At 65.6% G+C, this 14,577-nt stretch carries 12 protein-coding genes; 3 read left to right on the forward strand and 9 right to left on the reverse strand.

Translation table 11 applies throughout. The annotated features are described in order from the left end of the window. Positions 1-30: 30 nt before the first annotated feature. The 8 genes from ACUVYZ_RS00125 to ACUVYZ_RS00160 all read right to left on the reverse strand — a co-directional run bounded on the left by ACUVYZ_RS00125 (position 31) and on the right by ACUVYZ_RS00160 (position 9,149). Positions 31-1,521, reverse strand: a complete 1,491-nt coding sequence (locus tag ACUVYZ_RS00125; RefSeq protein WP_439932431.1) for a flippase — start codon at positions 1,519-1,521, stop codon at positions 31-33. A 58-nt stretch (positions 1,522-1,579) separates the two neighbouring features. Continuing rightward, the gene (locus ACUVYZ_RS00130; RefSeq protein WP_439932432.1) at positions 1,580-2,803 is read right to left on the reverse strand and encodes an ABC transporter permease; all 1,224 of its coding nucleotides are present in this window, start codon (positions 2,801-2,803) and stop codon (positions 1,580-1,582) included. A gap of 57 nt (positions 2,804-2,860) precedes the next feature. Next, positions 2,861-3,607: an ABC transporter ATP-binding protein gene (locus ACUVYZ_RS00135; RefSeq protein WP_439932433.1), complete on the reverse strand. Its 747-nt coding sequence runs from the start codon at positions 3,605-3,607 to the stop codon at positions 2,861-2,863. After that, positions 3,604-4,755: an efflux RND transporter periplasmic adaptor subunit gene (locus ACUVYZ_RS00140; protein ID WP_439932434.1), complete on the reverse strand. Its 1,152-nt coding sequence runs from the start codon at positions 4,753-4,755 to the stop codon at positions 3,604-3,606. Before ACUVYZ_RS00140 ends, ACUVYZ_RS00135 begins: the two co-directional genes overlap by 4 nt. Positions 4,756-4,875: 120 nt before the next feature. After that, positions 4,876-6,591: a thiosulfohydrolase SoxB gene (gene soxB / locus ACUVYZ_RS00145; RefSeq protein WP_439932435.1), complete on the reverse strand. Its 1,716-nt coding sequence runs from the start codon at positions 6,589-6,591 to the stop codon at positions 4,876-4,878. 129 nt (positions 6,592-6,720) lie between these two features. Further along, positions 6,721-7,032: a thiosulfate oxidation carrier complex protein SoxZ gene (soxZ, locus tag ACUVYZ_RS00150; protein WP_439932436.1), complete on the reverse strand. Its 312-nt coding sequence runs from the start codon at positions 7,030-7,032 to the stop codon at positions 6,721-6,723. A 39-nt stretch (positions 7,033-7,071) separates the two neighbouring features. Continuing rightward, on the reverse strand, positions 7,072-7,542 hold the full coding sequence (soxY, locus tag ACUVYZ_RS00155; RefSeq protein ID WP_439932437.1) for a thiosulfate oxidation carrier protein SoxY: 471 nt from the start codon (positions 7,540-7,542) through the stop codon (positions 7,072-7,074). 173 nt (positions 7,543-7,715) lie between these two features. Beyond that, positions 7,716-9,149 carry a M48 family metallopeptidase gene (locus tag ACUVYZ_RS00160; protein WP_439932438.1) on the reverse strand — a complete coding sequence of 478 codons (1,434 nt, stop codon included), beginning with the start codon at positions 9,147-9,149 and terminating at the stop codon, positions 7,716-7,718. Between the two features lie 55 nt (positions 9,150-9,204). Between ACUVYZ_RS00160 and moaC the strand changes: the two genes are divergently transcribed. Together moaC and ACUVYZ_RS00170 are read left to right on the forward strand one after the other, a co-directional pair. Beyond that, the gene (gene moaC, locus ACUVYZ_RS00165) at positions 9,205-9,684 is read left to right on the forward strand and encodes a cyclic pyranopterin monophosphate synthase MoaC (protein ID WP_439932439.1); all 480 of its coding nucleotides are present in this window, start codon (positions 9,205-9,207) and stop codon (positions 9,682-9,684) included. Between the two features lie 38 nt (positions 9,685-9,722). Continuing rightward, positions 9,723-11,021: a protein kinase domain-containing protein gene (locus ACUVYZ_RS00170; RefSeq protein WP_439932440.1), complete on the forward strand. Its 1,299-nt coding sequence runs from the start codon at positions 9,723-9,725 to the stop codon at positions 11,019-11,021. A 171-nt stretch (positions 11,022-11,192) separates the two neighbouring features. Here ACUVYZ_RS00170 and ACUVYZ_RS00175 read toward each other — a convergent pair whose 3' ends face one another. After that, positions 11,193-11,501 carry a hypothetical protein gene (locus ACUVYZ_RS00175; protein ID WP_439932441.1) on the reverse strand — a complete coding sequence of 103 codons (309 nt, stop codon included), beginning with the start codon at positions 11,499-11,501 and terminating at the stop codon, positions 11,193-11,195. Positions 11,502-11,677: 176 nt separating this feature from the next. Here ACUVYZ_RS00175 and ACUVYZ_RS00180 point away from each other — a divergent pair, with 176 nt between their 5' ends. Further along, positions 11,678-14,575 carry a molybdopterin oxidoreductase family protein gene (locus tag ACUVYZ_RS00180; RefSeq protein WP_439932442.1) on the forward strand — a complete coding sequence of 966 codons (2,898 nt, stop codon included), beginning with the start codon at positions 11,678-11,680 and terminating at the stop codon, positions 14,573-14,575. The last annotated feature ends 2 nt before the right edge of the window (positions 14,576-14,577 follow it).

Consider the following 14,577-nt stretch of genomic DNA (forward strand, 5'->3'; position numbering starts at 1 on the left):
GATAAGCTCTGATCTGCACATCCGGAGCCGTCATGGCTTGGTGTTGGAATGCAAGAACAAGCCGAGCACCACCGCTCGTTCGTCGGCCGAGAAACACCGTAACCAGCACCAGGCGAGCAGCACGGGCAAACCTACGCCTAAAAATCCAAGCTTTGCGAGGGCGTTTTCCAGGGCTGCCCCCATGGCGATCACGATGCCTGCCAGAAAGGGCAGCAGCCATGCCTGGTTTACGCGAGGTAGCGTTTCGACGGAAATGAGATTCGCGGATGCATAAAAAAGCAATGCCGCATCCACTATCACCCTCCCGGTCCATGCGAGCGCGGCACCCGTGACCCCATAGGCGGGGACCAGCCATCCCAGGGCGGCCAGGTAGAAGGGCAGTTCGGCGAGATGAAACTTGGCCGTAAGATCGGGTCTTCCCGCGCCCTGCACCAAGGCGTAGGCGATCTGCGCCAGGCTGTTAATCAGGACGCCCACCGCGAGGATTTGAAAGACGCGGTAGCTGTTCCGCGCGAACTCGGCGCCGATCCACAGCGCCAGGGCTTCATGGGAGAAGGTCACGAGCACTAGGGTGATGGGGAAAAGGGCGATGAAGGCGTACTTGGTCCCTTGACCGAAAAGTCTTGCCGTCCGTTCGCGGTCCCGATTGAAGGAAGCGGAGAACGCCGGATAAAGCACCGCGGCCAGCGCACCCGGGATAAGCCATAGTTTGGTGACGACCTCGTAAGGCGTGACGTAATACGCCACCGCGGTCAAGGAGATGACGCTGCCGATGACGAAGCGGTCCATGTAGACCATGATAGGGCCGATCACGCTCGAAACCGCCATCCAGCCGCCGATCCTGAGAAGCGCCGCGGCGGCGCGACCTTGCAGCGCCAAGCCCCGCGATGCTGCCGGAAATAGGCGTGCGGACGAGATGAAGTACGCAATCCACGCCACGATGCGGCCAGCCGCGAGCGCCGTCGCGATTGCGGTGAGGCTCACGGACACCGCTAGGACGGCAAGCGGCCCGATGAACGTGACCGCGCCCATTCCGACCTGGATGGCGTTGCTGGTCCCGAAGCGCTGCTGGCCTTCCAACACGCCTTTGAAAGTGGCGGAAGTGGTGACGAGGGGAAGGCTTGCGGCGAGGATGTACAAGGCGGAGCGGGTTTCCTGCGCCAGTTCGGGAGGCATGCTCAACGTGCTGGTGACCAGCCACGGCGTTACGGCGGCGAGCAGCAGCGCTGCCGCGACGCCGAGCGAGCCCGTCAGTATCAGGGCCGTGTCGATGAAGGCGGGCACCTGATCGGTCTCGCCCGCTGCGCTTTTCTCCGCCACGACCTTGATGAGTGCCCGGCTGATGCCCAGGTCGAACAGGCTGAAATAGCCGATGACCGCCCAAAGAAGCGTCAGTGCGCCAAACCGATCGGTTCCGAGCTGCTGGATCAGCAGGGGGAAGGCGAGGAGCGCCAGGAACAGAGGCACCCCTTGTCCGATCAAGTTGTAGAGCGTGTTCCGGGCTAGGCGATGGGCGTTCACGGAAACGAATGGTGGCCGTTCAGTGACCCGGTAGGCAGACCAAGAGAAGCGCAGCGGCTCACTCGTGCCGCAACGCTTCCACCGGCTGGAGGCTCGCCGCCTTTTGCGCCGGGTAAAAACCGAAAAAGACACCGATACCGGCGGCGAAGCCGAACGAGAGGGCAATGGCGCTCAGGCTGACCACCACGGTCATACCGGCGGTCTCGCTCAGCATCCATGCGATGGCTATCCCCAAAGCTACCCCTGCGAGACCCCCAACGGTACAGATCAAGACCGCTTCTAGCAAGAACTGGGCCAGAATGTCCCGGCGCCGGGCCCCGACCGCCATGCGAATGCCGATCTCCCGCGTGCGCTCGGTCACGGACACCAGCATGATGTTCATGATGCCGATGCCGCCGACGACCAGCGAAATGGAGGCGATCGCTCCCAAGGTGAGGGACAAGATGCGCGCCGACAAGGCCGCGGTCTCGGCCACGGCCGAAAGATTGCGCACGGTGAAGTCGTCCTCCTGGCCTGGCGCGACGCGGCGGCGCTGGCGCAGGAGGCTGCGGATTTCTTCCTGCGCTTGCTCCATGACCTCGGCCGAGCGGGCCTGGACCACCAGGAAACGGACGGCTCCGGGCACTGACATGCCGAAGAGCTGGCGCTGGGCGGTGGTGAGCGGCACATGAACGGTATCGTCCTGGTCGCGCCCGTCCAGATTCTGGCCTTTCGGGGAGAGCACCCCCACCACGACGAAGGGGAGGTCGCGGATACGGATGGTTTTGCCCACCGGGTTCTCAGCGCCGAAAAGGTTTTCAGCCACCACCTTTCCGAGAACGGCAACCCGTGCCGCTGAGCGCACCTCGGCTTCGGTGAATCCATCCCCTAGCTCGATGCCCCAGCCGCGGATGCGCCAGAAAGTCGGAAGGACGCCGTAGACGTTGGTGCCCCAGTTGTTGGGGCCGTACACGATCTGCAGCGCGCCGCTGTGCATGGGGGCGACCTCCGCGATGTCCGGCAGGGCGGCGATCGCCTCGGCGTCGGCGACGGTGAGGGGGCCGGCGGTCCCGGCGCCCAGGCGCACGCCCCCCTGGGTGGTGGCCCCGGGCACCACCACGATCAGGTTGCTTCCCATGCTGGCGATGGCCTGGTTGACCGTGGTCTGGGTGCCCTGGCCGATGGCCAGCATGAGCACCACGGAGGCGACCCCGATCACCATGCCCAGCATGGTGAGCGCCGCCCGCAGGCGGTTCTGGCCGAGGGCGCGCCAGCTCTCAGCGGCGAGGGCTAGGAAATGCATAATCTTGTGGTTAAATCCCCATGCAATAACCCGTTTTCGTCGTTCATATTTCGTCGTTCATAGGGATGAATTCATGATCAATCCGTGTTCATCCTGCGTTTCCATTCGTGGCTTGCTTACGTCCTGTACGATCCGCCCGTCCAGGAAGCGCACCAGGCGCCGGGCGCAGGCCGCGATGTCGGATTCATGGGTCACCAGCACGACGGTGATGCCGCGGGTTTGATTGAGCTCCGTGAGCAATGCCATGATGGCGGCGCTGGTGTGGGTGTCCAGGTTCCCGGTCGGCTCGTCGGCCAAGAGCAGTTGAGGATCGTTGATCAGGGCGCGGGCGATGGCGATGCGCTGCTGCTGGCCGCCCGACATCTGGTTGGGCAGAGACTCGGCGAAGCGGCCGAGGTCCATGCGTTCCAGCAGTTCGCGGGCGCGGCGGCGGCGCTCGGCGAGGCGCAGGCCGGCGTAGAGCAGGGGCAGCGCCACGTTGTCCACGGCATTCACGCGCGGGAGGAGGTTAAAGCCTTGGAACACGAAGCCGATGGTGCGGTTGCGCAGCCGCGCCAGGGCGTCCGGGCTCAACCTGGACGTATCGCGGCCGTCGAGGAAGTACCGGCCCGCGGTGGGGACGTCGAGACAGCCCAGGATGTTCATGAGGGTCGATTTGCCCGAGCCCGACGGGCCCATGATGGCGACGAACTCGCCGTGCCGGATCGTCAGGTCCACGCCCTGGAGGGCCGGGCGCTCGTCCGCCGCCGCGGGGTAGCGCTTGACGATGCCCTCCAGGCGCACGAGGAGCTCGCTTGCGCTCATAGGCGGAAGCGGAACAGGGGACCGCTCGTCTCCGGGCGGCGCTCGGTGCGCGCCTGGCGGACGACGATGGTGTCCCCCGCCTTGAGCTCGCCGCTCACCACTTCGGTATAGTTGCCGTCGCTGAGCCCGGTGCGGATCCGCACGGGCACGAGGTGCTTGCCTTGCTCCAGGCGGTAGACCGTCTTGGTGCCGGGAGGCTCGGGACGCTGGGGGCGCGCCGGCTGGGCTTCCCGCTCGCCCTGGGGGACGAAGCGCAACGCCGCGTTGGGAACGCGCAGGGCGTTTTCCCGCGTGCGCAGCGTGATGTACACGTGGGCGGTCATGCCGGGCAGGAGGATGCCGTCCGGGTTGTCCGCCGTGACCACCACGTTGTAGGTCACCACGTTCTGCTGCACCGTGGGGTTGAGGCGTATCTGGTTGACCGTGCCGACGAAGGTGCGCTCGGGAAACGCATCCACGGTGAAGCGCACCCGCTGGCCGATCTGGATGGCGCCCACGTCGGCTTCCGCCACCGCCGCGTAGATCTGCATCTGCTTCAGGTCCTTGGCGATCTGGAACAGGGTGGGGGTTTGGAAGCTGGCGGCTACGGTCTGGCCCACGTCCACGTTGCGGGCGACCACGATCCCCGAGATGGGGGAGCGGATCACGGAATAGCGCAGGTTGACCTGCTCCCGCTCGAGCTGGGCCCGGGCCGCCGCCACCTGGGCTTCGGCGGCTTCGGTTTCCTTGACCGCGTCGTCCAACTGAGCCTGGTGCACGAAACCCTTGGCCACCAGTTCCCGGGTGCGGCGCTCCTTGACCTGGGCGAGCCGGAGGTTCGCCTCGGCGCTAGCCAGGTCGGCCCGGCGCTGGGCGATGGCGGCCTGGATGAGGGCCGGGTCCAGCTCGGCCAGGACTTGGCCGGCCTTCACCTGATCGTTGAAGTCGACGTGAATCTTGTGGACCGTGCCCGAGATCTGGGTGCCCACGTTGACCAGGATCACCGGGTTCAAGGTACCGTTGGCGGCGATGGTCTGGACGATGTCGCCCCGGTCCACGGTGGCGGTCACATAGGGCGGACGATCGTTGACGCGGTTGAGGTACTCCCAGCCGCCGGCGGCCGCGGCCAACGCCAGGGCCGCGACGAAAAGAACCGCTTTGATCCGCATCGAACTCCGGCGCCGGGATGAATGGCCCGCACGCGCCGAGTGATTATAACCGCCCGCCGACCGGGGGAGGCCGCTCGCCGCCTTGGTGAGCCGCCGGGAGGGGATGCGCTCGGGGGATCTTTACGCGATGCCCGGATTGCCTTTCATACCGACCAGCTTGGGCAGGTTGAGTTTCGGCGCAGGGATCGTTTTCCGGTCCCGCAGGTAGCGGGCCACCACTTCCCAGACCGGCTCCCCCGAGGCGCCCTCGGCCACCGGCGCCCATCCCGCCACTTTGTACTTCTTCGCCGGATCGAGGGGCTTGCCTTTCAAGGTCATGTTGCTGATGCGGCGGCCGATGGTCTCGTTGGGGGCGCAGGTGTACTGGAGCCCGCCCACCCGCACCATGTCCCCGCCTTGCTGCAGGTAAGGGTCGGGATTGAACAGGTTATCGCACACGTCCTCCAGGATCGTTTTGATCTGCTCCCCGGTCAGCTCGTTGAGAGTGGTGTAGGGGTAAGTGATGGCGGTCTGGTCCATGAGCCGCTCCATGGTGATGGGCTCCCCCGGCAGGATGGTGGTGCCCCAGCGGAAGCCCGGGGAGAAGGCGATCTCCGCCCCCTTGACCGCCATGAGGGCGTCCAAGATCACCTGGTCGAAGGAGCCGTTGAAGTTGCCGCGCCGGTAGAGGAGCCCTTCGCTCACAGCCAGCTTCTCCTGGAGCCGGTTTTCGTAGGGGGCGCGGAGCTTGCGGATCAATTGTTCCATGTCCGGGTCCGGCGGCAGGAGATTGGCGAAGACCGGAAGCAGCCGGTAGCGGTAATCGGTCACCTTCCCCCCTTTTACCTCCAGGTCCAGCACCCCCAGGAACTTGCCATTGGAGCCCCCGTTGGTGACCAGGGTCCGGCCGGCGGCGTTTTTGACCACCGAAGGCTGGGGCACCCCGTCATGGGTGTGCCCGCCCAGGATGACGTCGATGCCGGTCACTCGGGTGGCCAGCTTCAGGTCGACATCCATGCCGTTGTGGGAGAGGAGCGCCACCACCTGGGCGCCTTTTTCCCGTACCTCGTGCACCAGCTTCTGCAGCCGATCGTCCTGGATACCGAAGGTCCACTCGGGGACCATGTAACGGGGGTTGGCGATAGGGGTGTAGGGGAAGGCCTGGCCGATGATGGCCACCGGCACCCCGTTGATCTCCCGGATCACGTAGGGCTCGAACACCGGGTCGCCGAAGTCAGTGGTCTTCACGTTCTGGGCGACGAAGGCCACTTTGCCCTTGAAGTCTCTCTCCACTACCTCCTTCACCCGCTCGGCGCCCAGGGTGAACTCCCAGTGGGCGGTCATGATGTCTACGCCCAGTTGCAGGCAGGCGTCCACCATGTCCTGGCCCTGAGTCCACAGGGAGGTGGCCGAGCCCTGCCAGGTGTCGCCGCCGTCCAGGAGGAGGGCGCCGGGACGCTCAGCCCGGAGCTGTTTCACCAGGGTGGCGAGGTGGGCGAAGCCCCCCACCTTGCCGTAAGTGCGGGCCGCCTGGACGAAGTCCAGGTGGGTGAAGGCATGGGCTTCCGGCGTGCCGGGCCGGATGCCGTAGTGCTTGAGCAGGGCTTCCCCTACCAGGTGGGGCGGCTGTCCAGCGGCGGTGGCGACCCCGATGTTGACGCTCGGCTCTCGGAAGTAGATGGGCAGGAGCTGGGCGTGGCAGTCGGTCATGTGCAGCAGGCTCACCTGCCCGAAACGGGGGATCCGGTAGAACTCTTCCGGCTGGGCTCCGGCCAAGGCCGAGCGGCTGCCCAGGGGCAGCCCCGCCGCAGCGGCGGCGGCCAGGACCTGGAGAAACTCGCGCCGAGTCATGGACATAAACATCCTCCTGGATTTTTCTACTTTAAAAGCGAAAAGCCCGAGAGCGCGCTCCCGGGCTTTTCGGCTTACGCCAGAATGGCCATTAGCTGGCGGATGGCTCTCCGGGGGAAAGCCCGGCCCGCCCCGCTAGCCGACGGTGGTCTCGATACTGTCGGATTCGCCCTTGTTGTCGACCCAGCTCACCTTCACCTTGTCGCCCGCCTTGGCGCCCTTCACTCGGAAGCCCAGGAACGGGTTCCTGGAAACCGCCTGGCTCCACTGGGCGTCCAGAACCGGCTTGCCGTTGAGTGTGGCGGTCACGTTGGTGATGAAATGGGCGGGGATGGGCTGGCCGGTCTTCGGGTCCTTGCGCTGGCCCGTCTCCATGGGATGGTTGATAAGCAATTTCACGTCGGCCACCTCGCCCTGCATGGTGGCCCTGATTTTCATGCTCGCCATGAGTCGTCCTCCTGGGGATCGCTTTCGTGCAGATACCGGTCAGCCGCCGCACCCGCCGATGGTGACCTTGACCTCTTTCGAGGCCACATAGTGTTTTCCGCCCGCGGTCACCAGCGCCATCACGTTGGAGGTCTGGCCCATCTTGATGCGAAAGCTCACGTAGCCTTCCGCTCCGTTGCCCAGGTTGAAGCTCCCGGTCAGCGGGAACGGGTTTTTCTCAGCGATCACGGCGATGCGCTCGGTCCCGGCGATCTTGCTGGTCACCTCCACGGGCACCACGGCGCCGTTTTCGGCGATGTCGGGGGCCTTGACCACGATGTCGCCCGACTCGATCGGGGAGCCGACGCCGATGGTCTTCAGCACCTCCTCCACCTTTTTCGCCTCGAAAGCGGCCTTGTTCCACTCGGCCGCCAACACCGCGCTGGGCCGAATCAAACCTGCCGCGGCGGCCACCGCCAGTGTCCCCGCCGCCCCCGTCCCTCTGAGTATCGTTCTACGCAATGGATTCATGGGTATCGCCTCCTTTGGCCGGACTGGGGGTCCGGCGCTCTTCCTCGGACAAAAATTAGCATAACGTAATTTTCTGCGACGTCAAACCCCCGGCAGCCCAAAAAAATCGTTTTCGTTTCTAATTAGTTAACTCTGATGCGACGATAAACGGAGTTTATATCTCTCTGGCCTTTTCAACGGGCCGCTTCCCGCTGTTGGGCCGCCAGCTCCCGGCGCAGCTCCCGCAACCGGGCCTCCACGATGGAGAGCTGGTAAAAATCCCCCCCGCTGCGGGCGGCCAGCTCCAACTGCTGCACGGCGCCGCTCAAGTCTCCCTCCCGGACGTAGGCTTCCGCCTGGGCGCGATGGGCGGCGAGGCGGTCCCCCCTTGCCCCGTGGGCCTCGGCCTGCAGGCGGTAGAGGCGGGGATCGTCGGGGAAATACTCGAGCTGGTTCGAGACGAACCGGATCGCCGCTTCGGTTTGCCCGTCGGCGAAGAGCCCCCGGGCGTAGTCGTACATCAAGGCCCGGTGCCGGGGAAAGGTGGCCAAAGCTTTCCGGTAGTGCTCGAGCGCTTCTGGACGCTTCCCCTGGGCGAAGAGCAACTCGCCCGCCAGGGTTTCCACCATCGGGTGGGGGGGGAAGCGGCCGCGCAGCGTCGTGAGCTCCGCCTCGGCCCGGGAAAGCTGTTGGGCCCGGATCAGCGCCCGCGCCAGCCCGTAGCGGGTGGCCATTTCGTGGGCGTACTTCTTCTCTTTGAGCCGGGTCTCGAAGTCCCGCACCGCGTCCAGGGCCGGGCCCTGCATGGCTTGCAGCTTAGCCCGGACCAGGTGGAAGTCCGCGCTGTCCGGCACCTGCCGGTAGGGTAGGGACTGGACCCGGTTCTGGATGTCGGCGATGCGCTCGTAGGTGAGGGGATGGGTGCGCAGGTAGGCGGGGGCCGCCGACTCCTGGAATCGGCCCGCCCGCTGCAGCTTCTCGAAGAAGGCGGGCATGGCGCGGGGATCGTAGCCCGCCTGCTCCAGGATCTGGAGCCCCACCCGGTCGGCCTCCCGTTCCGCGTCCCGGGAGAAATTGAGCTGGGCCTGGATCGCTGCCGCTTGGGAGGTGACGATGGCCGCTTCGGCCACCTCCGGGTTGGAGCGGGCGGCGAGGATGGCCAGTGCCAGTGCCGCCAGGGTAGGCAGGGTGGCCTGCTCCTGCTTGGCGATCATGCGGGCGATGTGGTGCTGGGTGACGTGGGCGATTTCGTGGGCCAGCACCGCGGCCACCTCCGACTCGGACTGGGCGGCGAGCAACAGCCCCGTGTGCACGATGATCACTCCGCCCACGAACGCGGCGGCGTTGATGGAGGGGTCCTTGATCAGGAAGAAGCGGAAATTCTGGCGCCCGCCCGGACTGTTGGCGACCAGGCGGTAGCCCAGGGCGTTCAAGTAGTCGGTGAGCTCCGCGTCGTCCACCAGGGCGGGGCTGCGCCGGATTTCCCGGACGATTTCGTCGGCGATGCGGCTCTCGAGCTGGGGGCTCAATTGGGCGGCCGCGGTGTCGCCCAACTCCGGCAGTTGCTGAGCGTTGGCGAGGGCCGCCGCCCCCAGGCACGCCCCGGCGATCAGGTGACGCAGTTTCATGCTGCTGGGTATGATTGGGACAGACGGGCGGAGTTCAATCGATGGAGGCGCTATCATGACACAGGGACTGACCCATTTCGACGCGAGCGGCCAGGCCCACATGGTGGATGTGGGGGAGAAGGCGGAAACCCGCCGGGTGGCGCGGGCGGCGGGGTCGATCTGCATGCGCCCGGATACGCTGAAGCTCATCCTCGAGGGCGGGGCCAAAAAGGGCGACGTGCTGGGAGTGGCCCGCATCGCCGGGATCCAGGCGTCCAAGCGCACGGCGGAGCTGATCCCCCTGTGCCATCCCGTGGCCCTCACCCGTATCCAGGTGGAGTTCGTCGCCGACGAGAAGCGCAGCGCCATCGACTGCCAGGTGACCGCCGAGACCGTGGGGCGCACGGGCGTGGAAATGGAGGCGCTCACCGCGGTGAGCGTCGCCCTGCTCACGGTCTACGACATGTGCAAGGCGGTGGACCGGGGCATGCGGCTGGAGGCGATCCGGCTGCTGGAGAAGCAGGGCGGCAAGTCGGGCCATTGGGTCGGGGGCTGAAGCCCCTCTTTTCGACTTTCTCGCGCGGGGGGCCGGCGATGGACAGGATCGGCAAATACCAGGTGGTGCGCAAGATCGGCAGCGGCGCCACCAGCGCCGTCTACCTGGGCCTCGACCCCTTCACCCAGCGGCAGGTGGCGATCAAGCTGATCTATCCCGAGGCGCTCAAGGACAAGGCCAAGGGCAAGCTTTACCGCAAGCTGTTCCTGATCGAGGCCTCCCTCGCGGGCAAGCTCAAGCACCCCCACATCGTCGAGATCATCGACGCGGTGGTGGAGGAGGAGCAGAGCTACATCGTCATGGAGTACGTGCCGGGATCCACCCTGGAGCGGTTCTGCGAGGTGGACAATCTGCTGCCCCTCTCCGACGTGATCGAGATCATCTACAAGTGTTGCAAGGCCCTGGACTACGCCCAGCGCCACGGCGTGATCCACCGGGACATCAAGCCGGCCAACATCCTGCTTCCCGGCGGCACGGACATCAAGATCTCGGACTTCGGAGCGGCCATCACGGCAGACACCCTGCATACCACCCAGATCAGCGCCGTGGGCTCGCCCGCCTACATGTCGCCCCAGCAGATCAAGGAACACCCCCTCACCCACCAGACCGACATCTACTCCCTGGGCGTGGTGATGTACAAGGCGCTCACGGGACGGCTCCCCTTCAACGCCAGCACCAACGTGAGCATGATCTACCAGATCCTGAACGCCGAGCCGCCCAAGCCGAGCACGATGCGGCCGGAGATCCCTCCGGCCCTGGACGCCGTCGTGCTCAAGGCCATGGCCAAGGACCTGGAGGCGCGCTACCAGACCTGGGAGCAGTTCGCCCGGGACCTGGTGAACGTCCACGAGCTGGTGAAGGGCTCGGTGCAGGAAATCTCGGACACCGAAAAGTTCAACGCCCTGCGCTCCCTCGAGTTCTTCCGGGAGTTCACGGACGTGGAGCTGTGGGAGGTGGTGCGCATTACCTCCTGGCATCGCTATCCCCAGGGCACCGCCCTGATCCGCGAGGGTGACACCGGCAGCTCGTTCTACGTCCTCACCTCGGGCGAAGTGAGCGTCACCGTGGATGGAAAGCTGCTCAACGTGTTGAAGGCGGGGGACTGCTTCGGGGAGATGGCCTATCTCGCCCGGCGGGCGTTCACCCGCTCGGCCACGGTGACCACGCTCACCGAGGTGACGGTGGTGGAAATCGGCGCCGAAATGTTGAACAACGCCTCGGAGGCCTGCCGCCAGAAGTTCAACTGCGCCTTCCTGGGCATCCTGGTGGACCGGCTGGCCATGGCCAACGTGCGGCTCTCCCAACTCCTCGCCGAGCGCCAAATTCCGCTCCTTTGACATGCCCATGTCATCCTCCCACTTAAAAGGGGAGGCCGGGAGGGGGATGGGTTACAAGTGCGGCGCAGCGCTTCTCCAAAACTTCCGTTCCCGTCCCCACGAAGGGCAGGAAGCTGGGTCTTCAGCGGACCAAAAAAAGACTCAGGATGCTCGGAAAGGGGGATGCGTCGCTCACTTCCCCAGCGCCGGGGAGCTGAAATAGTGTTCTATTAGGGTCCGGTCCCGCCACAGCTTCTCGTCCAGGAGCGCGGCCGGGACTTTATACCGGTGCGCCGAGTCCACGGGCACCTCCTGGACGATCCGCTCGATGTCCTCGTAGGGAAGCTTGCGCAGCAGCCCCCCACCCGAGGTCTCGCGGACGATCATGAACTGCTCGTAGGTGCGCAAGACGTGAAAGTTCGCCGGCCGAACCTTGCCGGTGGCGGGGTCGCGCCAAGTCACCGTATAGCGGGTATCCTCCTTGAAGTGGCTCTTATCCACGGCGGCCTCCGTACATTAGGAAATTCTAATTTATCACGGCAGGCCCGCCACCTCAATCGATTTTCCCCATAAAGGAGGAGGGGAAGGCCCATAAAAACAATTCTTTTGCTGAGAACGATTTTGTTTTGCACAATAGCGCCCTTTCTGCCAAGGCCTCGAGCCACCTCGATTGCTCCATGAGCGCAGTTCTCTCCGAACATTCCAACGAGCCGGTCCGGGAGGTGAAGACCACCACCTGCTACATGTGCGCTTGCCGCTGCGGCATCCGCGTGCACGTGGTGAACGGGGAAGTGCGCTACATCGAGGGCAACCCGGCCCATCCCCTGAATAAGGGCGTGATCTGCGCCAAGGGGTCCTCCGGCATCATGAAGCAGTACTCCCCGGCCCGGCTCACCCGCCCCCTCCTGCGCAAAAGCGGCGCTGAGCGGGGCAGCGGCCAGTTCGAGCCCATCACCTGGGAGGAGGCCTTCTCCATCCTGGAGGAGCGGCTGCGGAAAATCCGGGAGACGGACCCCAAGAAGTTCGCCCTGTTCACCGGCCGCGACCAGATGCAGGCGCTGACGGGCCTCTTCGCCAAGCAGTTCGGCACCCCCAACTACGCCGCCCACGGCGGTTTCTGCTCGGTGAACATGGCGGCGGGCTTGATCTACACCATCGGCGGCTCGTTCTGGGAGTTCGGCGGGCCGGACCTGGAGCGGGCCAGGCTCTTCGTCATGATCGGCACGGCGGAGGACCATCACTCCAATCCCCTGAAGATCGCCATCTCCAAGTTCAAGCGTTCCGGCGGCCGCTTCATCTCCATCAATCCCGTGCGCACCGGCTATTCCGCCATCGCCGACGAGTGGGTACCCGTGAGGCCCGGCACCGACGGGGCGCTGCTGCTGGCCATCATCCACGAGATCGTCGCCCAGGGGCTCTACGACCGGGAGTTTCTCACCCGCTACACCAACGCGGCGCAACTGGTGAACGTGGATGAGGCCTCCGACAAGCACGGGCTGTTCGTCCGCGTGGACGAGGACGACGTGGACTACGCGGGGTGCATCGATCCCCAGAACAAGCTGTGGTGGGACCGCTTCACCAACAAGGCCGTGCTGACGCACACCGAGGGCGCGGACCCGTACCTGCTCGGCAGCTTCCGGCTTTCCGACGGCACGCCGGTCAAGCCCGCGTTCCAGCTCCTGGAGGAGCGGATGCGGCCGTATACGCCGGAGTGGGCGGAAGGCATCACCGGCGTGCCCGCCGCCACCATCCGGCGCCTTGCTTACGAGATGGGAATCACCGCCCGGGACGAGAAGATCGAGCTGCCCATCCCCTGGACCGATAGCTGGAACCGGGAACACGAGTCGGTGACCGGCAACCCGGTGGCGTTCCACGCCATGCGGGGGCTGGCCGCCCATTCCAACGGCTTCCACACCATCCGGGCCCTGGGCATCCTGATGACCCTGCTCGGCACCATCGACCGCCCCGGCGGATTCCGCCACAAGGCGCCGTTTCCGCGGCCCATTCCCCCCTGTGCAAAGACCCCCACCGGGCCGGAGGCGGTGCAGCCCGGGAAACCCCTGGACGGCATGGCCCTCGGCTGGCCCGCCGACCCCGACGATCTGTTCGTCAACCCCGACGGCTCGCCGGTGCGCATCGACAAGGGCTTCTCCTGGGAGTACCCCTTGTCGGTGCATGGGCTCATGCACAACGTCATTACCAACGCCTGGCGCGGCGATCCTTACCCCATCGACACGCTGCTCATCTTCATGGCCAACATGGCCTGGAACTCCACCATGAACACGGTGGAGGTGCGTAAGATGCTCAACGACCGCGACGAGAACGGCGAGTACAAGATCCCGTTCCTGGTGGTGTGCGATGCGTTCCAGTCCGAAATGGTGGCCTACGCCGACCTGGTGCTGCCCGACACCACCTATCTGGAGCGCCACGACGTGATGTCCATGCTGGACCGGCCCATCTCCGAGTTCGATGGGCCGGTGGACGCGGTGCGCATCCCGGTGGTGCCGCCCAAGGGGGAATGCAAGCCGTTCCAGGAGGTGCTGATCGAGCTGGCGAGCCGGTTGAAGCTGCCCGCCTTCGTGAACGCTGACGGCTCGCGCAAGTTCCGCGACTATCCCGACTTCATCGTCAACTACGAAACGGAGCCCGGCTCGGGGATCGGGTTCCTCGCCGGCTGGCGGGGCAAGGGAGGCGAGAAGTTCATGCGCGGCGAGCCCAACCCCCGGCAGTGGGAGATGTACGCCAAGAACAACTGCGTCTTCCACTACAAGCTGCCGCCGAGCTATCAGTACATGCGCAACTGGAACAAGGGCTACCTGGAATGGGCCCAGCGGGCGCGCATCATCCGCTACTCGGAGCCGGTCCTGATCCACGTGTACTCCGAGGTGCTGCAGAAGTTCCGCCTGGCGGCCCAGGGCAAGTGGCCGGGACGCAAGCCGCCGGCGCACCTGAAAAAGCGCATCGAAACCTACTTCGATCCCCTGCCCTTCTACTACGAGCCGCTGGAAGCCCGGGTCACGGATACCCAGCGATATCCGCTCAACGCCGTCACCCAGCGGCCCATGGCCATGTACCACTCCTGGGATTCCCAGAACGCCTGGCTGCGGCAGATCCATACCCACAACTATCTTTTCGTCAACCCGCGCACCGCCCGCGCCCAGGGCATTGAGGACGGGGATTGGATCTGGGTGGAGAGCCCATGGGGTCGGGTGCGCTGCATGTGCCGCTTCAGCGAGGCGGTGGAGCCCGGTACCGTGTGGACCTGGAACGCCATCGGCAAGGCGGCCGCGGCCTGGCATCTGGCCCCCGACGCCAACGAATTCCGCAAGGGATTCCTGCTCAACCCCCTGATCACCGAGGAGCTGCCCGATGCGGAAGGCGGGCGAGTGTCCAATTCCGACCCGGTGACCGGCCAGGCCGGCTGGTACGACGTGCGGGTGCGCATCTACAAGGCCGCCGCGGACGAGCCCAAAGAGGTCTGGCCCCAGTTCGACCCGGTGCCGCCGGCGCCTGGGACCGCCCCGGCGCGGCCCCGCTGGCTGGCGTTCGTGGCGGGGAGGGGAGAGTGGAAGTGAAG

The sequence above is a fragment of the Pelomicrobium sp. P1 genome, assembly GCF_052805615.1.